Origin of the sequence: Kitasatospora sp. NPDC057904 (assembly GCF_042887925.1) — a bacterium.
Classification (GTDB): Bacteria; Actinomycetota; Actinomycetes; order Streptomycetales; family Streptomycetaceae; genus Kitasatospora.
Map to the genome: position 1 here is coordinate 175475 of NZ_JBHVOL010000008.1, position 22673 is coordinate 198147.

At 73.2% G+C, this 22673-nt stretch carries 22 protein-coding genes; 7 read left to right on the forward strand and 15 right to left on the reverse strand.

What is annotated here, in order from left to right; translation table 11 throughout:
* Positions 1-185: 185 nt before the first annotated feature.
* Both ACFVSN_RS21730 and ACFVSN_RS21735 read left to right on the forward strand, forming a co-directional pair.
* Positions 186-887, forward strand: coding sequence for an exonuclease domain-containing protein (locus ACFVSN_RS21730; RefSeq protein WP_387956417.1), 702 nt, complete (start codon positions 186-188; stop codon positions 885-887).
* A gap of 28 nt (positions 888-915) precedes the next feature.
* Positions 916-1383: a GNAT family N-acetyltransferase gene (locus ACFVSN_RS21735; protein ID WP_387956418.1), complete on the forward strand. Its 468-nt coding sequence runs from the start codon at positions 916-918 to the stop codon at positions 1381-1383.
* Positions 1384-1394: 11 nt separating this feature from the next.
* Here the strand turns inward: ACFVSN_RS21735 and ACFVSN_RS21740 are convergent, their stop codons facing one another.
* The 4 genes from ACFVSN_RS21740 to ACFVSN_RS21755 form a co-directional block, all read right to left on the reverse strand.
* Complete coding sequence (locus ACFVSN_RS21740) at positions 1395-2195, reverse strand: hypothetical protein (RefSeq protein WP_387956419.1); 801 nt, start codon at positions 2193-2195, stop codon at positions 1395-1397.
* Positions 2196-2260: 65 nt separating this feature from the next.
* Positions 2261-3268, reverse strand: coding sequence for a polysaccharide deacetylase family protein (locus ACFVSN_RS21745; RefSeq protein ID WP_387956420.1), 1008 nt, complete (start codon positions 3266-3268; stop codon positions 2261-2263).
* 206 nt (positions 3269-3474) lie between these two features.
* Positions 3475-4368: a phosphotransferase gene (locus ACFVSN_RS21750; protein ID WP_380440963.1), complete on the reverse strand. Its 894-nt coding sequence runs from the start codon at positions 4366-4368 to the stop codon at positions 3475-3477.
* Positions 4369-4501: 133 nt separating this feature from the next.
* On the reverse strand, positions 4502-6718 hold the full coding sequence (locus ACFVSN_RS21755) for an MMPL family transporter (protein ID WP_387956466.1): 2217 nt from the start codon (positions 6716-6718) through the stop codon (positions 4502-4504).
* Positions 6719-7252: 534 nt separating this feature from the next.
* Here ACFVSN_RS21755 and ACFVSN_RS21760 point away from each other — a divergent pair.
* The 5 genes from ACFVSN_RS21760 to ACFVSN_RS21780 all read left to right on the forward strand — a co-directional run bounded on the left by ACFVSN_RS21760 (position 7253) and on the right by ACFVSN_RS21780 (position 12702).
* Positions 7253-9439 (forward strand): MMPL family transporter, encoded by a 2187-nt coding sequence (locus ACFVSN_RS21760; protein ID WP_387956421.1) that lies wholly within the window; start codon positions 7253-7255, stop codon positions 9437-9439.
* A gap of 404 nt (positions 9440-9843) precedes the next feature.
* The gene (locus tag ACFVSN_RS21765; protein ID WP_218202470.1) at positions 9844-10047 is read left to right on the forward strand and encodes a cold-shock protein; all 204 of its coding nucleotides are present in this window, start codon (positions 9844-9846) and stop codon (positions 10045-10047) included.
* A gap of 180 nt (positions 10048-10227) precedes the next feature.
* A complete protein-coding gene (locus ACFVSN_RS21770; protein WP_380492715.1) occupies positions 10228-11913 on the forward strand; it encodes a DEAD/DEAH box helicase in 1686 nt (561 codons plus the stop codon).
* 193 nt (positions 11914-12106) lie between these two features.
* Positions 12107-12382, forward strand: coding sequence for a hypothetical protein (locus ACFVSN_RS21775; protein WP_380492713.1), 276 nt, complete (start codon positions 12107-12109; stop codon positions 12380-12382).
* Positions 12383-12384: 2 nt separating this feature from the next.
* Entirely contained in the window at positions 12385-12702 is a 318-nt protein-coding gene (locus tag ACFVSN_RS21780) for a hypothetical protein (protein WP_387956422.1), read from the forward strand.
* A gap of 4 nt (positions 12703-12706) precedes the next feature.
* Here ACFVSN_RS21780 and ACFVSN_RS21785 read toward each other — a convergent pair whose 3' ends face one another.
* The 11 genes from ACFVSN_RS21785 to ACFVSN_RS21835 all read right to left on the reverse strand — a co-directional run bounded on the left by ACFVSN_RS21785 (position 12707) and on the right by ACFVSN_RS21835 (position 22525).
* A complete protein-coding gene (locus ACFVSN_RS21785; RefSeq protein WP_387956423.1) occupies positions 12707-13435 on the reverse strand; it encodes a sirohydrochlorin chelatase in 729 nt (242 codons plus the stop codon).
* Positions 13436-13446: 11 nt separating this feature from the next.
* Entirely contained in the window at positions 13447-14349 is a 903-nt protein-coding gene (locus ACFVSN_RS21790) for an ABC transporter permease (RefSeq protein WP_380440950.1), read from the reverse strand.
* Positions 14336-15139 carry an ABC transporter ATP-binding protein gene (locus tag ACFVSN_RS21795; protein ID WP_380492873.1) on the reverse strand — a complete coding sequence of 268 codons (804 nt, stop codon included), beginning with the start codon at positions 15137-15139 and terminating at the stop codon, positions 14336-14338. Before ACFVSN_RS21795 ends, ACFVSN_RS21790 begins: the two co-directional genes overlap by 14 nt.
* Positions 15140-15311: 172 nt before the next feature.
* Positions 15312-16475, reverse strand: coding sequence for an aliphatic sulfonate ABC transporter substrate-binding protein (locus tag ACFVSN_RS21800; protein ID WP_380440948.1), 1164 nt, complete (start codon positions 16473-16475; stop codon positions 15312-15314).
* Between the two features lie 244 nt (positions 16476-16719).
* Complete coding sequence (locus ACFVSN_RS21805; protein WP_380440946.1) at positions 16720-18066, reverse strand: sulfate adenylyltransferase subunit 1; 1347 nt, start codon at positions 18064-18066, stop codon at positions 16720-16722.
* A 2-nt stretch (positions 18067-18068) separates the two neighbouring features.
* Complete coding sequence (gene cysD / locus ACFVSN_RS21810; protein WP_380440943.1) at positions 18069-19007, reverse strand: sulfate adenylyltransferase subunit CysD; 939 nt, start codon at positions 19005-19007, stop codon at positions 18069-18071.
* Positions 19004-19585, reverse strand: a complete 582-nt coding sequence (cysC, locus tag ACFVSN_RS21815) for an adenylyl-sulfate kinase (protein ID WP_380441043.1) — start codon at positions 19583-19585, stop codon at positions 19004-19006. Before cysC ends, cysD begins: the two co-directional genes overlap by 4 nt.
* 58 nt (positions 19586-19643) lie before the next feature.
* The gene (locus tag ACFVSN_RS21820; protein WP_380440940.1) at positions 19644-20345 is read right to left on the reverse strand and encodes a phosphoadenylyl-sulfate reductase; all 702 of its coding nucleotides are present in this window, start codon (positions 20343-20345) and stop codon (positions 19644-19646) included.
* The gene (locus tag ACFVSN_RS21825) at positions 20326-20523 is read right to left on the reverse strand and encodes a hypothetical protein (protein WP_380440937.1); all 198 of its coding nucleotides are present in this window, start codon (positions 20521-20523) and stop codon (positions 20326-20328) included. Before ACFVSN_RS21825 ends, ACFVSN_RS21820 begins: the two co-directional genes overlap by 20 nt.
* Positions 20520-22244, reverse strand: a complete 1725-nt coding sequence (locus ACFVSN_RS21830) for a nitrite/sulfite reductase (RefSeq protein ID WP_387956424.1) — start codon at positions 22242-22244, stop codon at positions 20520-20522. Before ACFVSN_RS21830 ends, ACFVSN_RS21825 begins: the two co-directional genes overlap by 4 nt.
* Positions 22245-22441: 197 nt before the next feature.
* Positions 22442-22525, reverse strand: coding sequence for a putative leader peptide (locus tag ACFVSN_RS21835; RefSeq protein ID WP_310593185.1), 84 nt, complete (start codon positions 22523-22525; stop codon positions 22442-22444).
* Positions 22526-22673 lie beyond the last annotated feature (148 nt).

Consider the following 22673-nt stretch of genomic DNA (forward strand, 5'->3'; position numbering starts at 1 on the left):
GCCTAGGGCCCGGCGGACCGCCGGAGCGGACCCCTGGGCGGCCGGGTTGTCGGTGGGGCGGGTCATGATAGGGGCTGTTTCGCACAGCAGGACGGAAGGACGCACCCCATGAGCGAGCGGAGCGAGCGAATCGTTGAGAGGCGCGCGTGGGCGAGTGCCCCTGTCGAGCGAAGCGAGGCGGGCGCATGAGCTGGTGGCAGCAGCCACTGGTCGGCTTCGACCTGGAGACCACGGGCACCGACCCGGCCGTGGACCGCATCGTCACGGCCGCGCTCGTGGACACCGTCGGGGCCCACCGGGTGGGGGTCGCCGGCTGGCTGCTCGATCCCGGGGTGCCGATCCCCGCCGAGGCGGAGGCGATCCACGGGATCGGGGACGACGTCGCCCGGCGCAAGGGGCGGCCGGCCAAGGAGGCGGTGGAGGAGATAGCCGCGGCGCTCTGCGAGCGGCTCGCGGCGGGGCGGCCGGTGGTCGGGTTCAACGCGCCCTTCGACCTCTCCCTCCTCGACGCCGAGCTGCGCCGGCACGGGCTGGCGACGCTCGCCGAGCGCCTCGGCCGTCCGGTCGGGCCGGTGCTGGACGCGCTGGTGATCGACCGGGCGGTGGACAAGTACCGCAAGGGCTCCCGCACCCTGCAGCGCGTCTGCGAGGTGTACGGCGTCGAGCTGACCGACGCCCACGAGGCCGGCAGCGACGCCCTGGCCGCCGTCCGCGTCGCCGTCGCCCTCGCCGAGCGCTACCGTTCCGAGGTCGGCGACGTGGCCCCGGCCGACCTGCACGGGCGTCAGGTCCACTGGTACCGGGAGTGGGCCGAGGGCCTCCAGGCCTGGCTGCGCCGCGGCAAGGACCCGCAGGCGGTGGTGGACCCCCGCTGGCCGCTGCGGTAGCGGGCGGCGCGCCTGCCGGACTCTCCGGGTGATCACACGCCTCGCGCGGCCCGCCGACCTGCCCGGTTTCCTCGCCCTCGCCGCCGGGGTCGAGCACTGGTTCGGGCCGATGGTGGACGACCCCGGGTTCCGCCGGGCCGTCGTCCGGAACATCGACCGCGGGCGCGCCACGGTGGTCGACGGCCCGGACGGCGGCCTGCTCGGCGCCCTGCTGTTCGGTGGTGAGCCGCCGGTGCACCACCTGCACTGGCTGGTGGTCGCCGAGCGGGCCCGGGGGACGGGCGTGGGCCGGGCGCTGGTCGAGGACGTGCTGCGCCGGCGGGTCCGGGTCCGCCCGGCGACCGTCGAGGTGGTGACGTTCGGCGCGGACCACCCCGGGGCGGTCGTGAGCGGGGCCCGGGTGTTCTACGAACGGCTGGGCTTCACGCCGGCCGAGCCGGCGGAGCCGGGGCCGGAGGGCGGCTCCCGGCAGGTGTACCGGCTCCACCTGCTCTGACGGCCGGGGGCCTACTGGAGGTCGAGCCCGACGGGGTGGCCGAGGTCCTGCGGGCAGACGAAGACGTGCAGTTCGCCGTGGCGGCCGACGCTGACGTCCGGGTCGTCGCCGCTCTCGACGGTGAGCAGGTGCCGCATCCGGGCGCCGCACGCGCCGCAGTCGACGGGGATCAGGTCGGTGGAGCGCCAGGACGGCCAGCCGCCGAGCTTCCAGCCCCCGGCGCAGGCGAGGTCACGGTGGTACTCGGTGCCGTTCCGTTCGGCGAACTCCTCGGCGGCGGAACGGAGTTCGCCGGGCAGTTCGTCGCGGTCGGGGAGGTCGCGGATCTGCTCGGGGCGCAGCACGCACGGCGTGGGCAGGTATTCGTCGTCGGAGCGCCGGGGCCGCGGGGGAGTGCGGGGTGCGAGGCCGTCGGCGCGCTGCCAATGGAGTTCGACGGCGGGGCCGTAGTAGTAGCGCTCGCCCTGGATGTCGTCGTGGTCGTTGGGGCACCAGAGCACCTGGAGCACGTCGGCGCCGTCGGGCCAGGGCAGGTGGGGTGCGTCGGCGGCGCGGACGCGCAGGACCGGGACGAGGGCGACCGCCGTCGTGGTCTCCCGGTCGCGCGGGGCCGCGTCCTCGTAGGCATCGTCGGGGTGCCCGGCGGTGCAGTGCGGCCAGGGTGCGCCGTCGGGCCAGAGCGCGGGTCCGCCGAGCGAACTCCCGTGTGCGGTGGGTGCCTTGGCCTCGGGGTGCAGCAGGGTGGCCGGCCGTAGGTAGGAGGCGAGGGCGGGCACGGCGTCGACGAGGCCGGCGGGGGTGGGGTCCGTCACGCGGCTCACCGTAGCGGACGGCGTCCCGGTCACCCGGAGCGCCGTCCGCCGGTGCGCCAACGTCCCTAGGCCGCCGGGAAGTCGAAGGTGTAGCCCTGGGCGACCAGCCACGGGAGCAGCTGCTTGAGCGCGGCCACGGTCTGGCTGCGGTCGCCGCCGCCGTCGTGCATGAGGATCACGCCGCCGGGCCTGAGCTGGCTCTGCACGGTGGAGACGATCGCCGGCACGCCCGGGCGGGACCAGTCGCGCGGGTCGACCGACCAGCCGAGGGACTTCATGCCGAGGCCCGCGGCGATGTGCTCGTTGTCGGCGTTGAAGCCGCCGCCGGGCGCGCGGAACCAGGTGACCTGGGTGCCGGGGCCGGCGGCCTTGACGATCATGTCCTTCGCGCCGGAGATCTCGGCCACGGCCTTGTCGTGCGGCAGCTTCTGGAACGGCTGCGGGTGGTGGACGCTGTGGTCGCACAGCCGGTGCCCGGCCGCGAGGACCTTCTTGACCAGGCCCGGGTTGGCGGCGGCGTTCTGGCCGATCTCGCAGAAGGTGGCCTTGACGTTGTACTGGGCGAGCAGGTCGAGGATCTGCTGGGTGGCCGGGCCGGGGCCGTCGTCGAAGGTGAGGGCGACGGTCCGGCCGCCGGAGGCGGTCGAGCCGATCACGCTGGTGGCCGAGAGCGGTGTGGCGGGCACGGCCGGGGCGGCAGCGGCGGTGGACGGGCTCGCGGTCGACGGACTCGCGCTGGACGGGCTCGTGCTGGCAGTGGTGTCCGGTGTCCTCGGCGTGCGCGGGGTGCGCGGGGTGACCGGCGGTGCGGCCTGGCCGCCCGCGCCCGCGGTGACGGGCACGCCGTCCGAACCGGGCGTGCCCGGGGCGCCGGGCGCCGGGTCGGTGCTCGGCGAGATCGTGATCGCGCCCTTCGCGGACGGCGAGGCGCTCGGCTGGAGGGCCCCGCTGGCCGTCCCGCACGCGGCGACGCCCAGCGCGGCGGCGACGGCGGCACTGCCCATGATCAGCCGGCGGCGGAGGCGGGCCGAGCGGTTCGGGGAAGCGGGCCGGCGGGCGGCGGACTGGGGCATGGCGGCGGCTCCTGGGGAACTGGCGGCGGGTGCCGATCCTCTCGGTCAGGATGACTGTCCGATAGGACGCCGATCGTAGTTGCCCCGGTTGCGTGCCGGACCGCTCCGTCGTAGGAGTCTTCTCACAGCCGCCCGGGTTGGCGTCCGCCCGCCGCCACGGCTACCCCATCCGTCCCGCCGAGTCCCGCCGGGTCACTCCCAGACCCTCAGAACGGGTACCAGCGCACGTCCGTCGCCCCGTCGCGCAGCGAGTCGACCCGCCGCCGGAACTCCGCCAGCGCCGCCGGGCTGCCCGCGGCCTGCTGCGCGACCCACGAGGCGCTGGCCGTCTCGCGGGCGCCGCGCAGCACCGCGAACCCCGGCCAGTCGCGCACGTCCCACCCGTACGCGGCGGTGAACGCGAGGTACTCCTCGCCCGGCACGCCGTACCGGTCGTGGCTGAGCGCGAGCACCACGAGGTCGTGCTCGCGCAGGTCCCGCGAGACGTTCTCCAGGTCGAGCAGGACGGGCCCCTGCGGGCCCACGTGGACGTTGCGCGGCAGCGCGTCGCCGTGGATCAGCCCGGGTTCCAGGTGCGGGGCGAGGTCGGGCAGGGCGGCGGCGAAGGCGTCCCGGCGGCGGCGCAGGAACGCGACGTCGGCCGGGTCGACGTGGCCCTCGGCGGAGGCCAGCCAGCGCTCGACCGGGGCGAGCAGGTCGCGCCGGGCCAGCGGGAAGGGCGGCAGCGGCAGCCGGTGCAGGTCGCGCAGCAGCGGGGCGAGGTCGGCGGGCCGGGCGGGGCGGACGGCGGGGGCGAGCCGGTGCCAGAAGGTGACGGGGTGCCCGTCGGCGAGCTGCGGTCCGGGCGCGACGGCGTCGTACGGGCGGACCACCGGGATGCCCTGCCCCGCCAGCCAGTTCGCGACGGCGAGTTCGTGCCGTGCCCGCTCCCGCAGCCCGGGGCCGCGGCCGACCTTGGCGACGACGGCGGGCTCGCCGAGGTCGAAGACGGCGTTCTCGCCGAGCGCGAGCAGCCGCGCGTCGCCGGGGTCCGGGAGGCCGGCCGAGGCGCAGGCGTCGGCGAGCAGGACCCGGGCGCGGCCCTCGTCGAAGGCGGTCATGACCTGGCTCCGTTCCGCCGGCGTTCGTCCGGAGGCCTCCGGACGGTGATCATCATGACGCACGGGGGCCGGGCCCCGCGCGATGCGGAGCCCGGCGCCGGTGAGCGGGTGGCTCAGACCTCGATCCGGTGGCTCAGACCTCGATCCGGTGGCGCGGTGCGGCCGGGCCGTGGAGGGCGCCGCCGGTGCCGACCGGCGCGGCGGGCTCGCCGTGCGAGAGGTCGGGCAGCCAGTGGAGCAGGCGCGGCAGGTACCAGTTGCGCTCGCCGAGCAGGGTCATCACGGCGGGCAGCAGGACCGCGCGGATCACGGTGGCGTCGATCAGGACGGCGACGGCGAGGCCGACGCCCATCTGCTTCATCGCCTGCATCGAGAGGGTGCCGAAGACCGCGAACACCGCCACCATGATCACCGCGGCGCTGGTGACCACCCCGGCCGTGGAGCGGATGCCGTGGGCGATCGCGGCGCGGGTCGGCAGGCCGCGGTCGCGGCCCTCCTTGATCCGGGAGACCACGAAGACGTGGTAGTCCATCGAGAGGCCGAAGAGGATCACGAAGAGGAACAGCGGCACCCAGGACTCCACCGCGCCGACCCCGGTGGTGCCGAGCAGCGAGGCGCCGACGCCGTGCTGGAAGACCAGCGTCAGCACCCCGTAGGCGGCGCCCACCGAGAGCAGGTTGAGCACGACGGCGGTCGCGGCGACGGCCAGCGAGCGGAAGGAGGTGAGCATCAGGAGGAAGGCGAAGGCGACGACGAAGCCGAACACGGCGGGCAGCGAGCCGGTCATCTTCGCGTTGAAGTCGTGCGAGCCGGCGGTCTGCCCGGTGACGGGGGCCTCGGTGCCGGGCACCTTGAGGACGGTGGCGGGCACGATGTCGTCGCGCAGGGCCTTGAGCGCGGCGTTGCTGGTGGCGTCGTTGCCGCTGCCGTCGAGGGGGATGTCGACGGTGGCGACGTTCTGCTCCCGGTGCACGGTGACGTCCACCGGGCCGTGCATCCGGCCGCTGGCGAGGGCGCGGGCCTTGAGGTCGGCGATCGCGGCGGTCATCGCGGGGGAGGAGATGTCGGTGGCCCTGATGACGACGGTCGCGGGGGCCGGGCTGCCGGGGAAGGCGGCCTCGATCTTCTGCGAGGCGGTCACGAGGGCGTTGCCGCGCGGCAGTTGCTGCTGGAAGGTCAGGTTGGCGGTGTGCATGGTGAGCAGCGGCGCGGCCAGCCCGAGCAGGAACGCCCCGGCGAGCAGGGTGGCCGCCAGCGGCCGGCGCAGCACCGGCGTGAGCACGGCGTTCCAGAAGCGCCCACCCGTGGTGGCCGCCTCCGGCCGGCGCACCCTGCCGAGGAACGGCACCCGGCCCTTCGCGACGCGGTCGCCGAGCATCGACAGCAGCGCGGGCAGCACGGTGAGCGAGCCGAGGACGGCGGTGACCACGACGACGATGGTGCCGAAGGCCATCGCCCGGAAGTCGGCGATGCCGGTGAGGAACATGCCGGCCATGGCGACGACCACGGTGACGCCCGAGACCAGCACGGCCCGGCCGCTGGTGGCGGCGGCGACGGCGAGCGCGTCCGCGAGGTCGCGCCCGGCGGCCCGCTCCTCGCGCTCGCGGCGCAGGTAGAAGAGGCAGTAGTCGACGCCGACGGCGAGGCCGACCAGCAGCATCACCGAGCTCGCGTCGTCGCTGGTGTGCAGCAGCCCGCTGGCGAGGGCGACCAGGCCGCCGGCGGCGACGAACGCGGTGAGCGCGAGCACGACCGGCAGCACGGCGGCGACCAGCGCGCCGAAGGCGACCAGCAGGATGCCGAGCGCGAGCGGGACGGCCGTCCACTCGGCGCGGGTGAAGTCGTCGGCGAACTGGTCCTGGATCCACTTGCCCGAGCTCGCGTCGCCGAGTTCGACGACGGTCAGTTCGGGGTGCTGCTTCTGCACGCCGGCCACCGCGTCCATGACGGCGGGGACGTCGGCGACGGCCTCGTCGCGGTCGCCCTTGAGCGTCAGCTGGACGAGCGCGGAGTGGCCGTCCGCGGAAACGGCCTTGGTGTCGTAGGGGGAGCGGACGGCGGCGGCCTTGCCGGTGCCGTCGACCGCGGCGACCACCTGGGCGACGGCGGCCCGGAATGCCGGTGCGTCGGCGGTCAGTTCCGGGCTCTGGACGAGGACGGTCTCGCCGGCCGGGGCCTTGATCCCCGCGTCGTCGAGGATCCGCGCGGCCCGGGACACCTCGCCGGGCACCGATTCGTCGCGGCCCACCTTCGTGCCGCCGTGCATCCCGCCGAGCACGGCGGCGAGGACGACGAACAGCAGCCAGCCGAAGACGGCGGTCTTTTTGTGCCGGGCGCTCCAGGCGCCCATCGCGGCGGCCGTGCCGAGCCTGGTCTTCACGGACTTCCCCCTGGGAGAACGGCGGTCGTGCGCCGGGTGGTCGGCGGCCCCCGGCCGCCGGGCGCCGGGGTCGCGTTCCGGCGTCGTGAAAGACGGTAGGGAAAGGCGAGTCGGGCCGTAATCCGGCTGGCGGGGTACCCGGCCCTGGTGCCCGCCTCGGGGCCGGGGTGGGGTTTTCCCTACCTTCCGACCCTGATCCCTCATCCCCGGGGGTGGGGGCAAGCTCCACCCTGAGGGGGAGCGGTCTCCACCCGGAGCACGAGGTCAAGGGGTATGCGGACGGGCGAGACTGGTGCGGGGCCGCGGACACGGGGGGCCTCACGGGGGCGGCCTGCGAAAACAACTTGCCGGGCGGCAAGCAAGTACTCGTAGGATGAGTCTCCAGACCAACTTACCTGCCGACCGGTAAGGGGGCGCCCGCGCGCGTCCTCGGCCGGTCCTGCCGTCGCCCGGCGTCCCGTCCCCAAGGGCTGCGGTGAACCATGCCCAGGAGGCATCACGAGCATGTTCCACCGACTAGGACACTTCGTCGTCCGCCGCGCCTGGTGGGTGATCGCGGCGTGGGTCGTCGCGATGATCGCCATCGTCGCGAGCGCGCCCGCCGTCACCTCGCAGACGGACGAGTCCGCGTTCCTGCCCAAGCACTACGAGTCGATCCAGGCGGCGCAGCTCCAGGAGCAGGCGTTCCCGTCGAGCTTCACCCCCGCCGCCCTGCTGCTCTTCGAGCGCAACGACGGCCAGAAGCTCACCGCCGAGGACCAGACCTCGATGGAGAAGGTCGTCAAGGGCCTGACCGACGAGAACATCCCGGCCGTCCAGCAGATCCTGCCGGTCTCCGAGAAGGCGAAGTCCGCGGACGGCAAGTACGCGCTGTCCATGGTCGCCATCGACAAGTCCAAGATGCAGGACAAGGAGTACACCGACGCGGCCAAGAAGCTGCGCGAGGACGGCTCCAAGCTCGCCGACGGCACCGGCCTGAAGTTCCAGGTCGGCGGCCAGGCCGCCAGCAGCCTCGACCAGCAGGACGCCTCCGGCGCCACCGACATGATCGTCATGCTCGGCAGCCTGCTGCTCGTCATCCTGATCGTCGGCATCATCTTCCGCAGCATCCTCGCGGGCATCCTGCCGGTGCTGCTCTCGCTGGTCATCGCGATGCCGGTGGCCAACGGCCTGATCGCCGACGCGATCAAGATGTTCGACCTCAAGTCCTCCCCGATGACCTCGGCGATCCTGATCATCGTCGTGCTCGGCGTCGGCACGGACTACTTCCTGTTCCTCGCCTTCCGCTACCGCGAGCGGCTGCGCACCGGCGAGGACCGCAAGACCGCCGTGGCCAACGCCGTCGGCCGGGTCGGCGAGGCGATCGCCTCCGCCGCCGGCGCGGTCGCCGTGGCCTTCGCGGTGCTGATCCTCTCCAGCCTCGGCATGTTCACCGCGCTCGGCCCGGCGCTCGCCATCGCCGTCGTCGCGACCGCCCTGGTCTCGCTGACCCTGGCCCCGGCCGTGCTCACCGTCATCCCGTCCAAGGCCGTGTTCTGGCCGGGCAAGAAGTGGATGCAGGAGCCCAAGAACGCCCGCTTCGCCGCGCTCGGCCGGATGACCGGCAAGAGGCCCGGCCTGGTCGCCCTGGTCTCCGGCGGCGTCCTCGTGGTGCTGGCCCTGGCCGGCCTCAACTACAACGGCACCTACGACCTCGCCGGCAGCTCCATGCCGAAGAACAAGGAGTCGATGGTCGTCCAGGACAAGCTGATGACGGCCTTCTCGGCCGGCGCGGCCGACCCGAGCCACGTCTACCTGACCTCCACCAACGGCGCCAAGCTGAGCGACGCCGCCCTGAAGGACTTCGCCGGCAAGCTCGGCGCGGTCGACGGCGTGGCCGGCGTCGTGACGCCGAGCGCGGAGAACAAGGCGATCAGCGCCGACGGCACCACCGGTGACTTCACCGTGCTGCTCAAGGACGCCCCGGCCTCCAACAAGGCGATCGACACCATCGGGAAGGTCCGCGACGCCGCCCACGCGGCCGCCCCGGCCGACTCGAAGTCGCTGGTCGGCGGCATCACCTCGGTGTACAAGGACATCAACACCGCGATGGTGCACGACTACACGCTGGTCTTCCCGATCGCGGCCCTGCTCATCATGCTCATCCTGGGCCTGCAGCTGCGCAGCGTCGTGGCCCCCTGGTACCTGATGGCCTCGGTCGGCCTCGGCTTCGGCGGCACCCTCGGCGCCACCACCCTGCTGTTCCAGAACATCAAGGGCGAGCCGGGTCTGATGTTCATGCTGCCGATCTTCATCTACCTGTTCGTGGTGGCGATCGGCACCGACTACAACATCCTGATCATCGCCCGCCTCCGCGAGGAGGCCCGCGAGGGCCGCAGCCCGCGCGAGGCGGCCAGCGAGGCCATCAAGCACGGCGGCCCGACGGTCGCAGCGGCGGGCTTCATCCTGGCGGCCTCGTTCGCGACCTTCATGCTCGCGGGCAACGTCCTGTTCATGGAGCTCGGCTTCTCGCTGGCCTTCGGCATCGTGCTGGCGGCCTTCGTGATGGCGATGTTCTTCACCCCGTCGCTCACCGCGCTGCTGGGCCACCGCGCCTGGTGGCCCGGCCACGGGGACGGCGGCGGCCACGGCGGCGGCTCCGTGCCGCTCCAGGACGCGCACGGCGTGCCGGAGCCGGCCGGGCGGCGCTGAGCCTCCGGCCGACCCGTCCGGCCGGCTCGTCCGGCCGGGTGACCCGGCCCACTGGTCCGACCCGGTGATCCGACTCACCGGGCCGGACCACGGGTGCGGCCCACCGGACCGACCCGGTGGTCCACAGGCGGCGTCCCGCTTCGGCGGGGCGCCGCCTGCCCGCTTCCCGGGGCCCGCAAACGTGATCTCCAGAGCACAAAATCCCCCGGTCAATCGGGGTGTCCCCGTGCTACAGTCGAACCAGTTGCAGTTTTGGTTCCCATGAACGCTTGTGTGCGCCTGCTGGTCCCAACCAACAGGCGCATTTGTTTTGTCCGGTGTTTCAGTCTCCGGATGGGGATCGCGGCTACTTAGGGGTTCACGCGGTGTGGATCCCTGATGCCCCAGTTTTAGAGGAGACGGTTATGGCTACCGGCACCGTGAAGTGGTTCAACAGCGAAAAGGGCTTCGGCTTCATCGAGCAGGCCGAGGGCGGCCCGGACGTGTTCGCGCACTACTCGAACATCGTTGCTCAGGGCTTCCGTGAGCTCGTCGAGGGCCAGCAGGTCGAGTTCGACGTGACCCAGGGCCAGAAGGGCCCGCAGGCCGAGAACATCCGCGTCATCTGAGTCCAGCCCCCGAGCTGACTCGCGATCTCGCGTAGCGGGGGCCCGCACCGCTCGGTGCGGGCCCTCGCGCATGCCGCCACACGGCGGCAGAAGCCGCCATACGGCCGGGGCGGCGTATCTCCCACCGACGGCCGACCAGCCCGTACCCCGGGCTGCCGCCGACCGACCGACGGAGAACCCGTGACCACCCCTGCCCGCACGCCGCGCGACCGCGGCGCCCGTACCGACGGCGCCCGCACCGAAGGCGCCCCGCGCACCCGCAAGCCGCGCGGCCGCACCGGCGCCGGCCCCGCCGCCGGATCCCGCACCGCCGGATCCCGCGCCCCCAAGACCTCCCGCGCCACCGCCGCCGCGCCCGCCGACTTCACCGTCGTCCAGGGCACCCCGTCGCGGCCCCCGGCGGCCACCTTCGCCGAGCTCGACCTGCCGAAGGCGATCCTGTCCGCGCTCGGCCGCGAGGGCGTCACCGAGCCGTTCCCGATCCAGGGCGCCACGCTGCCCGACTCGATCGCCGGGCGCGACGTGCTCGGCCGCGGCCGCACCGGCTCCGGCAAGACCCTCGCCTTCGGCCTGCCGCTGCTCGCCCGCACCGCCGGGCGCCGCGCCGACGCCCGGCACCCGCTCGCGCTCGTGCTGGTGCCCACCCGCGAGCTCGCCCAGCAGGTCACCGAGGCGCTCACCCCCTACGCCACCGCCGTCAACCTGCGGATCACCACCGTCGTCGGCGGCATGTCGATCGGGCGCCAGGCCAATGCCGTCCGACGTGGCACCGAGGTCCTCGTCGCCACCCCCGGCCGGCTCGACGACCTGATCGGCCGCGGCGACGTCATCCTGTCCGACGTCGCGATCACCGTCCTCGACGAGGCCGACCAGATGGCCGACATGGGCTTCCTGCCGCAGGTCACCAAGCTGCTGGAGCAGGTCGCCGAGGGCGGGCAGCGGATGCTGTTCTCCGCCACCCTGGACCGCAACGTCGACCGCCTGGTCAAGCGCTTCCTCTCCGACCCGGTCACCCACTCGGTCGACCCCTCGGCCGGCGCGGTCAGCACCATGGACCACCACGTCCTGCAGCTCGACCCGGCCGACAAGGCGTCCACCACCGCGCACATCGCCTCCCGCGACGGCCGCCTGATCATGTTCGTGCACACCAAGCACGGCGCCGACCGGCTCGCCAAGCAGTTGCTCGCCAACGGCGTCAAGGCCGCCGCGCTGCACGGCGGCAAGTCCCAGCCGCAGCGCAACCGCGTCCTCGACCAGTTCCGCGACGGCCACGTCACCGCGCTGATCGCCACCAACGTCGCCGCCCGCGGCATCCACATCGACGGCCTCGACCTCGTCGTCAACGTCGACCCGCCGGTGGACCACAAGGACTACCTGCACCGCGGCGGGCGCACCGCCCGGGCCGGCGAGTCCGGCACGGTCGTCACCCTCGTCCTGCCCGAGCAGCGCCGCGAGGTCAACCGGCTGATGACGGTCGCCGGCATCCGCCCGACCGTCACCAAGGTCCGCCCCGGCGACGCCGACCTCGCCAAGATCACCGGCGCCCGCACCCCGAGCGGCGTCGCCGTCACCGTCGCCGTCCCGGTGCCCGCCGCCGAGGCCGACGCCAAGCCCAAGGCCGAGGGCAAGGGCGCCCCGCGCCGCCGCCCCGGCAAGCGCTCCGGGCTGCCCGCCGACGTCGACATGAACGGCAACCCGCGCCGCCCCCGCCCCAAGCAGCGCATGGGCGCCGCCGCCCAGGCCCAGGGCGAGCGCCCGCAGGCGGCCGGCTTCATCGGCCGCTCCTCCGGCCGTGCCAAGCCCGGAAGCGGCGCCAAGTCCGGCTCCAACTACGGGACGGGCCGCCAGCGCCGCACGTTCGACTGACGCACACACACGCGCGGAAGGGCGCTCTCCGGGACTCCGGAGGGCGCCCTTCGCCGTACCCGCCGCTCTGAGCGGATCGGTCGAGGGCGCGTTCGGCAGGGGCCGGGTGCGCTCTCGACGCTTCCGTACGCCGTAACCCACTCGTGTGATCGCAACTGGCCACGCGCAATGCGTTTGCAACACGCTGCGTCTCGTGCATAGTGAGATCTACTGGACCGAGCGGTCCGAGGAGCACATCGCCAGGCACGGCGTGGAGCCGGAAGAGGTGGAGGACGTCGTGTTCTCCCGCCCTCACTGGTTCGCGCGTGGCCGGGAGAGCACGACGCTCTGCCACGGCGTGACGCAATCCGGGCGCTACCTGTTGGTGGTGCTGGTAACGAGTGCGGCGGTTCCATCCGCGTGGTACTGCGCTACTGCGCGCGACATGACGGCTGCCGAGAAGCGCTTGTTCCTCAAGCGGACGAGTTGAGGGTGACGATGATGGACAACGGTGCGGACCTTGAAGCGATCGCCGAGTACTACGAGACGCACGAGCTGACCGAGGAGGAGATCATGAGTGCCGAGCCGGCCGAGCCGGTGCCGGCCGAGGCGGTCATGATCACCACATCGCTGCGGCTGCCCAAGCCGGTCATGGACGAGGTGCGGCGCCGGGCCCGCGAACGCGGGCTGAAGCCGACGGCCATCATGCGGGAGTGGATCGAGGCCGCGATCGCCGACCTGGACGAGCCGGTGCCGTTCAGCGTGATCACTGCGGCAGTGGCCGAGTACCAGCACCGCAAGGCGTCGTGACGGCTCAGGCCGTGAGGGCGGGGATTGCTCGCGACGTCCGCAGGGCCTCGTCGTAGCGCTCCAGGAGGAGGGTGGCCAGTTCGGGGGCCGCGCCCAGGACGTCGGCGCAAAGGTCGGCCTCGGTGGCCGCCTCGGCGATGCGGTCCGGGAGGCGGCCGGGCGCCAGGAGGTAGGGGGACACGGCGGTGCGCGCGGCGCCAGCGGCGTGCAGGGCGGCCAGGGCCTCGGGGACGCGGGGGCCGGTGCCGGCCGCGTAGGCGACCTCGACCGCGGCCCAGCCGCGGGTGCGGCGCCACTCGGCGGCCACCGCGCGGGTGGCGGCGTCCGCCGCCGGGTCGGAGGAACCCGCCGCCGCGAGCACCACGCCCGTGCGGGCCCGCACCCCCGCCGACGCGACGTCCAGGCCCGCCCCCGCCAGCCGCCGGTCGAGCGCGGCGAGCAGCAGCGGCGACGGACCGAGGACGTCCGCCACCGGCAGCCCCGCGCCCGCCGCGCGCAGCGCCGCCGGGATGTCGTGCTTGGCGTGGAACGCCCGGTTCAGCAGGAGCGGCACCGCCACCGCCGCCCCGAGCCGCCCGACCACCTGCGGGATCCGCGGCGCGCAGTGGTCCAGGTACGCCGTCGCGACGTCGAGCCCGGGCCGCTGCGCCCGCACCCGGTCGACGAGCGCGGCCACCGTCGCGGCGTGCCGCGGGTCGCGGCTGCCGTGGGCGATGAGGAGGAGGGCGGTCATGCGGTGCGTCCCTACTTCGCGGCGGCCAGCAGGCCGCGGTTGCGCAGCACCCGGCGCTCGACCGGGGTGAACACGAGCAGCTCGATGGCGATCCCGACGAACAGGATCAGGAGGATGCCGAGCAGCACCCCCGGCATGTCGGAGAACTCGCGCTGGTTCTCCAGGTACCGGCCGAGGCCGAGCCCGAGGTCGGGGGAGGAGGCGACGAGTTCGGCGGCCATCAGCGAGCGCCAGGAGAACGCCCAGCCCTGCTTGAGCCCGGCCAGGTAGCCGGGCAGCGCGGCGGGCAGCAGCACGTGCCGGGCACCGGTGAGGCCGGTGGCGCCGATGGTGCGCCCGGCGCGCAGGAACAGCGGCGGCACCTGGTCGATCCCGGCGACGAGGCCGTTGGCGATGGAGGGCACGGCGCCGAGCAGGATCACCGCGTACATCATCGAGTCGTTGATGCCGAGCCAGATCACCGCGGCCGGCACCCACGCGACCGACGGCAGCGACTGCAGGCCCTGCAGGACCGGGCCGATCGCGGTGCGCACCGGCTTCACGCGGGCGACGACCAGGCCGATCGGGGTGCCGATGACGACGGCCAGCAGGAAGCCGGACAGGCCGCGCCACACGCTCGTCCAGATGATCGAGAACAGCGTGCCCTGGTACCAGAGGTCCTGCGCGGAGTGCCACACGGCCGCCGGGCTGGGCAGCTTGTCGGACGTGGTGAGGTGCAGGCTGTACGCGCCCTGCCACAGCGCGAGCACGACGAGGACGCCGAGCAGCGGCGGCAGCGCCTTCTGCCGCAGCACCTCGCCGAGCGAGCTGCGCCGGGCGGAGACGGCGTCCAGGGCGTCCAGGCCGGCGCCGACGTCGGCGGTGTCGGCGGCTCCGCGCTTGTCCAGGACGGGGGTGGTGTCAGTGCTGGACATGGCGACGGATCTCCCCACGCAGTTCTTCGGTGATCTCGATGGACAGGTCGGCGACGCCGGCGGACTCGATGCGCCGCGGCTGCGGCAGGTCGATGTGCCACTCGCGGGCGATGCGACCGGGGCGGGAGGAGAGCAGCACCACGCGCTGGGCGAGGCGCACGGCCTCGCGCACGTTGTGGGTGACGAACAGGACGGACAGCTGCCGCTCGGCCCAGATCCGGGTGATCTCGTCGTGCAGGACGTCGCGGGTGATGGCGTCGAGCGCGGCGAACGGCTCGTCCATCAGCAGCACCTTGCTGCCCTGGGCGAGGGCGCGGGCCATCGCGACGCGCTGGCGCATGCCGCCGGACAGCTCGTGCACGCGCTTGCCGTAGGAGCCGCTCAGGCGCACGAGTTCGAGGAGCCGCTCGGCCTCGGCGCGCCGCTCGGGGCGGGGGACGCCGGCGAGCTTGAGGGCGAGTTCGATGTTGCGTCCGGCGGTGAGCCAGGGGAACAGCGCGTGCTCCTGGAACATCAGGGCGGGCCGGGCTCCGGGCACCTCGATGCTGCCGCGGGTGGGGCGGTCGAGGCCGGCGACGAGGTTCAGCAGGGTGGACTTGCCGCAGCCCGAGGCGCCGAGCAGCGTGACGAACTCACCGGGCGCCACGTCGAGGGTGATGTCGTCCAGGACGTGGGTCTGCGCGCCGGGGCGGCCGAAGGACTTGTGCACGTGCGAGATCCGGACGGCGGGCGCGGGCGCGGCGCCGGCGGTGCCGGGGGCGTCCGCCGAGGTGGTCAGTGCCGAGGTCATCCGGGCACCTCCTGCGTGAGTGGTCATGGGCCCCTCCTGCCCGTCGGCGGGCAAGGAGGGAGGGGCGGGGAGCTTGGGAGCCGGGGTCCGGCCCCGCCCGTCCGGTGGGCATCGATCGGGGATCGACCGGGCGGGCGGGGGTCCGGACCGCGGAACTGGAGGGGAGGCGGCGCTACTTGGCGCCGAGTCCGGCGTCCGCCACGGGGGCCTGGCCCTTGGCCGCGAGCACCTTGTTCAGCGGGCCGAGGTCGTAGATCCCGTTCAGGTTGGGCTTCTTGAGCAGCCCCGCGGTCACGGCGTGGTCGGCCTCGGCCTGCAGGGTGCCGGCCAGCGGGTCGTCCAGGAAGTCGATGTCCGCCCAGGCCGGGTCGAGGATGGCCGGCTCCAGCGCGCTGCCGGACTCCTTCTTGATGGCCTCGTTGGCGTCGGCCTTGGCCTTGTCCGGGTTGGCCTTGATGAAGGCGTTGGCGTTCACCGAGCCGCGCAGCACGGCCTCCACCACGTCCGGGTGCTCCTTGAGGAACTTCTGCGAGACGATGATGTTGGTGATCACGAACTTCTTGTCCGGCCAGAGGTCCTTCTCGTTGAGCAGGACCTTCGCGCCGAGGGTGACCAGCTTGGAGGCGGTGGGCTCGGGCACCCAGGCGCCGTCGATGGAGCCCTGCTTGTAGGCGTCGGGGGTGACCTTGTTGTCGGTGCGCACCACCGAGACGTCCCCGGCGCCGGTGCTCGGGTCGACCTTGTAGCCCTTGCCCGCCAGGTAGTTGAGCAGCGCCACGTCCTGGGTGTTGCCCAGCTGCGGGGTGGCGATCTTCTTGCCCTTGAGGTCGTCGAGGGAGGAGACCTTGTCCGGGTTGACGACCAGCTTGACCCCGCCGGAGGCCGAACCGCCGATGATCCTCAGCGACTTGCCGTCGGACTTGGTGTAGCCGTTGATCGCGGGGGAGGGGCCGATCCAGCCGATGTCGATGGAGCCGGCGTTGAGCGCCTCGATCTCGGCCGGGCCCGCGTTGAAGACCTGGGTCTTGATCTTGGTGGCGCCGAGCTCCTTCTGGAAGAGGCCCTCCTGGAGGCCGACCAGGGCGGTGCCGTGGGTCAGGTTGGCGAAGTAGCCGATCTTGACCGTGTCGGCGGAGAGCTTGTCGCCGGCGGCCGAAGCCCCGGCGGCGGAGGAGCCGGCGTCGCCGGAGGACTTCCCCTCGGCCTTGGAGCCGTAGCTGCACGCGGACAGCAGGGCGACGGTCGCCAGGCCGGCGACGGCGGCCGCGGCGGCGCGTCTGATCCGCCCGGCGTTGGGGCGGATGCGGGTATGCAGGAGGGCCTGGATCGGTGCCATGGTGATGTCCCGTTCGCGGACGGACCGTCAGGAGGCGGTCTCGGGGCTGGAGTTCGGAAGGTGGTGCTTGCGGCATCGCGGATGCCGGGCAAGCCGGGCGGCTGCGGGGGAGGCGGCCCGGTGACAGGGCGTTCTCAGCCCTGTCGGCCCACACATCGGGTCAGTCCGCCCTGGCCACTGCCGAGGACGCCGCTGCCGATGCGGCCGCCTTCCTTGTCCATGCCCGAGAACGCCTCGCTGGGCATCAGACCCAGTCCTCCTCTTCGGTGGCGTCGTTGACGTCGGTGCTGCGTACGGTGTCGAAGGCCTCGCCCGCCATGCCGGCGGTGAGGGTGGTGCCGTCGGCCGGGTCGATCAGCAGGAACGATCCGGTGCGGCGGTTGGCGGAGTAGGTGTCGAGCGCCAGCGGCTCGGCGGTGCGCAGCACCACGTGGCCGATGTCGTTGACGTTCAGCCCGTCGGCGCCGGAACGGCGCTCCAGGGTGTCGATGTCGATCCGGTAGGAGATCTCCTTGACGAGCGCGCGGACGGTGCGGGTGGTGTGCTTGAGCAGCACCTTGTCCCCGGCGCGCAGCGGGCGCTCGTTGAGATGGCTGACGGTCGCCTCGATGTCCTTGGTGGGGACGGGGGCGGGGCCGGCCGCGATGAGGTCGCCGCGGGAGACGTCGATGTCGTCGGCGAGGCGCACGGTGATCGACTGGGGGGCCCAGGCGATGTCGGTCTCCTCGCCGAGCGCGTCGATGCCGGCGACGGTGGTGGTGTGGCCGGAGGGCAGGACGGTGACGGCGTCGCCGACGCGCAGCACGCCGGAGGCCAGCTGGCCGGCGTAGCCGCGGTAGTCGGGGTGCGCCTCGGTCTGCGGGCGGATGACGTACTGGACGGGGAAGCGGGCGGGCTCTGCGCTCGGGTCGCTGCCGACCGGGACGGTCTCCAGGTGCTCCAGCAGGGTCGGGCCGCCGTACCAGTCCATGTGGGCGGAGGGCTCGACGACGTTGTCGCCGGCGAGGGCCGAGATCGGCACGGCGAGGACGTCCTTGACGCCGAGGGAGGCGGCGTAGGCGGTGAACTCGGCGGCGATGGCGGCGAAGACGGGCTCGGCGTAGTCGACGAGGTCCATCTTGTTGACGGCGAGGACGACGTGCGGCACGCGCAGCAGCGCGGCGACGGCGGCGTGCCGGCGGGTCTGCTCGACGACGCCGTTGCGGGCGTCGACGAGGACGACGGCGAGCTCGGCGGTGGAGGCGCCGGTGACCATGTTCCGCGTGTACTGCACGTGGCCCGGGGTGTCGGCGAGGATGAACCGGCGCCGGGGGGTGGCGAAGTAGCGGTAGGCGACGTCGATGGTGATGCCCTGCTCGCGCTCGGCGCGCAGGCCGTCGGTGAGCAGCGCGAGGTCGGGCGCGGCCTGTCCGCGGTTGCGGGAGGCGTGGGCGACGGCCTCCAGCTGGTCGGCGAGCACGGACTTGGAGTCGTGCAGGAGGCGGCCGACGAGGGTGGACTTGCCGTCGTCGACGGAGCCGGCGGTGGCGAAGCGCAGCAGCGACGTGGCGGTGCCGGTCTGGGTCATGCCGGCCTGGGTGGTGCTGGTCATGGCTAGAAGTACCCCTCGCGCTTGCGGTCTTCCATCGCGGCCTCGGACAGCTTGTCGTCGGCCCGCGTCGCGCCGCGCTCGGTGAGGCGGCTGGCGGCGATCTCGGCGATCACGGCCTCGATCGTGGTGGCGTCGGAGTCGACGGCGCCGGTGCAGGACATGTCGCCGACGGTGCGGTAGCGGATCAGGCGCCGCTGGACGGGCTCGTCCTCGCGGGGCCCGCCCCACTCGCCGGCGGTGAGCCACATGCCGCTGCGGGAGAAGACGTCGCGCTCGTGGGCGTAGTAGATCTCCGGCAGGTCGATGCCCTCGCGCTCGATGTACTGCCACACGTCGAGCTCGGTCCAGTTGGAGAGCGGGAAGACGCGCACGTGCTCGCCGACGGCGTGCCGGCCGTTGTAGAGCGACCACAGTTCGGGGCGCTGGCGGCGCGGGTCCCAGGCGCCGAACTCGTCGCGCAGGGAGAAGACGCGCTCCTTGGCGCGGGCCTTCTCCTCGTCGCGGCGCCCGCCGCCGAAGACGGCGTCGAAGCGGTTGGTCTCGATCGCGTCGAGCAGCGGGACGGTCTGCAGCGGGTTGCGGGTGCCGTCGGGGCGCTCGCGCAGGACGCCGCGGTCGATGAAGTCCTGGACGTGGGCGACGTGCAGGCGCAGGCCGTGCTCGGCGACGACGCGGTCGCGGTAGGCGATGACCTCGGGGAAGTTGTGCCCGGTGTCGACGTGCAGCAGCGAGAAGGGCACCGCGGCGGGCCGGAAGGCCTTGAGCGCCAGGTGCAGCATGACGATGGAGTCCTTGCCGCCGGAGAAGAGGATCACCGGGCGTTCGAACTCCCCCGCGACCTCGCGGAAGATGTGCACCGACTCGGCCTCCAGCGCGTCCAGGTGGGACAGCGCGAACGGGGTGTCGTCGGCCTGCACCGTGTGCTGGGTCGCGGTGGTCATGCGAGGCCCCTTTCGGTCAGGAAGGCGTGCAGCTCGGCGGCGGACTCGGTGACCGCGCGGCCCTGCGTCTGGAGGCGCAGCTCCGGGTGCTCCGGCGCCTCGTACGGGTCGTCGACGCCGGTGAGGCCGGAGATCTCCCCGGCGGCCTGCTTGGCGTACAGGCCCTTGACGTCGCGTTCGGCGCACAGCTCGACCGGGGTGGCGACGTGGATCTCCAGGAACTCGGTGCCGGCGGCGGCGTGGCGCTCGCGGACGGCGGCGCGGGAGTCGGCGAAGGGGGCGATCACCGGGGCGAGCACCTTGACGCCGTTGGCGGCCAGCTTCTCGGCGACGAAGCCGATCCGGGTGACGTTGGTGTGCCGGTCCTCGCGGGAGAAGCCGAGGCCCTTGGAGAGGAACTCGCGGATCTCGTCGCCGTCCAGGACCTCGACCCGGTGGCCCTCGGCGCGCAGCCGCTCGGCGAGGGCGAAGGCGAGCGTGGTCTTGCCCGCGCTCGGCAGCCCGGTCAGCCACACGGTGGCGCCGCGCTCGCAGGGGGCGGCCGCGCGGGCCGCCTCTGCGGCTCCGTTGGCGGCCAGTGTGTCGGCTGTCGTCACGGTGGGGTTCCTTCTGGTCGGTTGACGGTGGTTCGGAGGTTCAGAGGTGGATGCCGCACTCGGTCTTGCCGGAGCCGGACCAGCGGCCGGCCCGTGCGTCCTCGCCCTCGGCGGGCTTGCGGGTGCAGGACAGCGGCGAGCAGCCGATCGAGGTGTAGCCCTCCCACAGCAGCGGGTTGAGCAGCACCCCGTTCGCGGCGACGTAGGCGTCCACGTCGTCCTGCGTCCAGCGGGCGATCGGGGCGAGCTTGACCTTGCGGCGCTTGGGGTCCCACGACACCACCGGGGTGTTCGCCCGGGTCGGCGACTCGTCGCGGCGCAGGCCCGTCGCCCACGCGTCGTAGGCGCCGAGGCCGCGGTTGAGCGGCTCGACCTTGCGCAGCGAGCAGCACAGGTCCGGGTCGCGGTCGTGCAGGTGCGGCCCGTGCTCGGCGTCCTGCTCGGCCACGGTCCTCAGCGGCGTGAGCGTGATGACGTTGACCGGCATCGTCGCGGCGACCGCGTCCCGGGTGCCGATGGTCTCCGCGAAGTGGTAGCCGGTGTCCAGGAACACCACGTCCACGCCGGGGAACACCGAGGAGGCGAGGTGGGCGACGACCGCGTCCTCCATGGAGGAGGTGACGCAGAACCGCTTGCCGAAGGTGTCGGCGGCCCAGCGCAGGATCTCCTGCGGGGTCGCCTCCTCCAGGTCGCGGCCCGCGGCGGTCGCGATCGCCTCGTAGTCAGTCGTCGTGCCGGTCAACTGCGCTTCCCCCTTCGCTCGGTCCCCCCGCGGCAGCGGGCGACAGCAGGCCGAGGAACTTCAACTGGAAGGCCCTGCGGCAGCCGTGGCATTCCCAGGAGCCGTGCCCGGCCTCGGAGGGGCGCAGGTCCTCGTCCCCGCAGTACGGGCAGAAGAACGGTGCGGCTCGCTCACTCATGAGAGCTGCTCCTCGGTGGCCCGGGCCGTCCACTGGGCGAAGCGCTCGCCCTCGGTGCGGTCGGCCTGGTAGCGGGTCAGGAGCCGCTCGACGTAGTCGGGCAGGCCCGCGCTGGTGACCTTCAGGCCGCGGACCTTGCGGCCGAACCCGGCCTCCAGGCCCAGTGCGCCGCCCAGGTGCACCTGGTAGCCCTCGACCTGGTCGCCGTGCTCGTCGGTGACCAGCTGGCCCTTGAGGCCGATGTCGGCGACCTGGATGCGGGCGCAGGCGTTCGGGCAGCCGTTGATGTTGATGGTCAGCGGCTCGGCGAACTCCGGCAGGCGCTCCTCCAGTTCGTCGATCAGGGTGCGCCCGCGCTCCTTGGTCTCGACGATGGCGAGCTTGCAGTACTCGATGCCGGTGCAGGCCATCGTGCCGCGGCGGAACGGCGACGGCGTGACGCGCAGGTCGAGCGCCTCCAGGCCGGCCACCAGCGACTCGACCCGGTCCTCGGCGATGTCGAGGACCAGCATCTTCTGCTCGGCGGTGGTGCGCACCCGGTCGCTGCCGTGGGCCTCGGCGAGGTCGGCGATCTGGCCGAGCAGCTTGCCGTCCACCCGGCCGACGCGCGGGGCGAAGCCGACGTAGAAGCGGCCGTCCTTCTGCTTGTGGACGCCGACGTGGTCGCGCCAGCGGCCGGCCGGCTCGGCGGGCGCGGGGCCGTCGGTCAGCGCGCGCCCGAGGTACTCGTCCTCCAGCACCCGGCGGAACTTCTCCGGGCCCCAGTCGGCGACGAGGAACTTCAGGCGGGCGCGGTTGCGCAGGCGGCGGTAGCCGTAGTCGCGGAAGATGCCGATGACGCCGCCGTAGACGTCGGCCACGTCCTCCAGCGGGACCCAGGCGCCCAGGCGCACGCCGAGCTTCGGGTTGGTGGACAGGCCGCCGCCTACCCACAGGTCGAAGCCGGGACCGTGCTCGGGGTGCACGACGCCGACGAAGGCGACGTCGTTGATCTCGTGCGCGACGTCGAGCAGCGGGGAGCCGGAGACCGCGGACTTGAACTTGCGCGGCAGGTTGGAGAAGTCCGGGTTGCCGATGAAGCGGCGCTGGATCTCCTCGATGGCGGGGGTGCCGTCGATGATCTCGTCCTCGGCGACGCCGGCCACCGGCGAGCCCAGGATGACGCGCGGGGTGTCGCCGCAGGCCTCGGTGGTCGACAGGCCGACGGCCTCCAGCTTCTGCCAGATCGCCGGGACGTCCTCGATCCGGATCCAGTGGTACTGGACGTTCTGGCGGTCGGTCAGGTCGGCGGTGTTGCGGCCGTACTGCTCGGACACCTCGGCGATCGCCCGCAGCTGGGCGACGGTCAGCCGGCCGCCGTCGACGCGCACGCGGAGCATGAAGTACTCGGCGTCGAGCTCGTGCGGATCCAGGATCGCGGTCTTGCCGCCGTCGATGCCCTCCTTGCGCTGGGTGTACAGCCCCCACCAGCGCATCCGGCCGCGCAGGTCGGCCGGGTCGATCGAGTCGAAGCCGCGGTGCGCGTAGATCGTCTCAATGCGTGTCCGCACATTGAGACCGTCGTCGTCTTTCTTGAACTGCTCGTTGGCGTTCAGCGGGGTGTGGTGCCCCATGCCCCACTGGCCCTCACCGCGGTGGCGGGTCACCTTGCGGACCCCGGCGGGGTGGCGCTCGGCGGCACTGTCGGCCGTGGGCTCGACGGTCTCGGGGGAGGTGGCCATGGTGAAGTCCTTCGGGGCAGGTGGCTCTGACGCCGGGTGGGTCGCTGGGCGTGCTCGACCGGGCGGTGCTCCTGTGACCTGCTGTTTCTCAGGACCGTGAGGGCAGTGACCGGGCCGGGCGGGCGCCGTGCGCATCCACGTCGGCGGGGATGGCGAGGTGGTGGCGCCGGGGTGCGGTGGTGGCGGCGGGGTGGGGCTCAGGTCACCGGACAGATGGCGCTGGACACGCGAAGGAGATCGACGTGGAGTCGACCTACCAGGGTGGTTCCGGCGCTAGGCATGGCAAGAGATTCGCACGGCGCACGACTCGCGGTCCACTAACGTCCGCATCATGGACGCTGTGGTTTCGGAATGCGGGACGCCGCCGCGTTCCCGCCGCTCCCCCCGCCGCCCGCCCGGAAACCGGCGGACGCACGCCCGGGGCCCCGC

Coding starts and splice junctions, on each gene's coding strand:
- ACFVSN_RS21790 (WP_380440950.1), bottom strand. CDS start 14,349: ATGTCCAGCACTGACACCACCCCCGTCCTGGACAAGCGCGGAGCCGCC.
- ACFVSN_RS21765 (WP_218202470.1), top strand. CDS start 9,844: ATGGCTACCGGCACCGTGAAGTGGTTCAACAGCGAAAAGGGCTTCGGC.
- ACFVSN_RS21805 (WP_380440946.1), bottom strand. CDS start 18,066: ATGACCAGCACCACCCAGGCCGGCATGACCCAGACCGGCACCGCCACG.
- ACFVSN_RS21830 (WP_387956424.1), bottom strand. CDS start 22,244: ATGGCCACCTCCCCCGAGACCGTCGAGCCCACGGCCGACAGTGCCGCC.
- ACFVSN_RS21795 (WP_380492873.1), bottom strand. CDS start 15,139: ATGACCTCGGCACTGACCACCTCGGCGGACGCCCCCGGCACCGCCGGC.
- ACFVSN_RS21760 (WP_387956421.1), top strand. CDS start 7,253: ATGTTCCACCGACTAGGACACTTCGTCGTCCGCCGCGCCTGGTGGGTG.
- ACFVSN_RS21750 (WP_380440963.1), bottom strand. CDS start 4,368: ATGACCGCCTTCGACGAGGGCCGCGCCCGGGTCCTGCTCGCCGACGCC.
- cysD (WP_380440943.1), bottom strand. CDS start 19,007: ATGACCACCGCGACCCAGCACACGGTGCAGGCCGACGACACCCCGTTC.
- ACFVSN_RS21785 (WP_387956423.1), bottom strand. CDS start 13,435: ATGACCGCCCTCCTCCTCATCGCCCACGGCAGCCGCGACCCGCGGCAC.
- ACFVSN_RS21800 (WP_380440948.1), bottom strand. CDS start 16,475: ATGGCACCGATCCAGGCCCTCCTGCATACCCGCATCCGCCCCAACGCC.
- ACFVSN_RS21755 (WP_387956466.1), bottom strand. CDS start 6,718: ATGGGCGCCTGGAGCGCCCGGCACAAAAAGACCGCCGTCTTCGGCTGG.
- ACFVSN_RS21825 (WP_380440937.1), bottom strand. CDS start 20,523: ATGAGTGAGCGAGCCGCACCGTTCTTCTGCCCGTACTGCGGGGACGAG.
- ACFVSN_RS21745 (WP_387956420.1), bottom strand. CDS start 3,268: ATGCCCCAGTCCGCCGCCCGCCGGCCCGCTTCCCCGAACCGCTCGGCC.
- ACFVSN_RS21730 (WP_387956417.1), top strand. CDS start 186: ATGAGCTGGTGGCAGCAGCCACTGGTCGGCTTCGACCTGGAGACCACG.
- ACFVSN_RS21835 (WP_310593185.1), bottom strand. CDS start 22,525: ATGCCTAGCGCCGGAACCACCCTGGTAGGTCGACTCCACGTCGATCTC.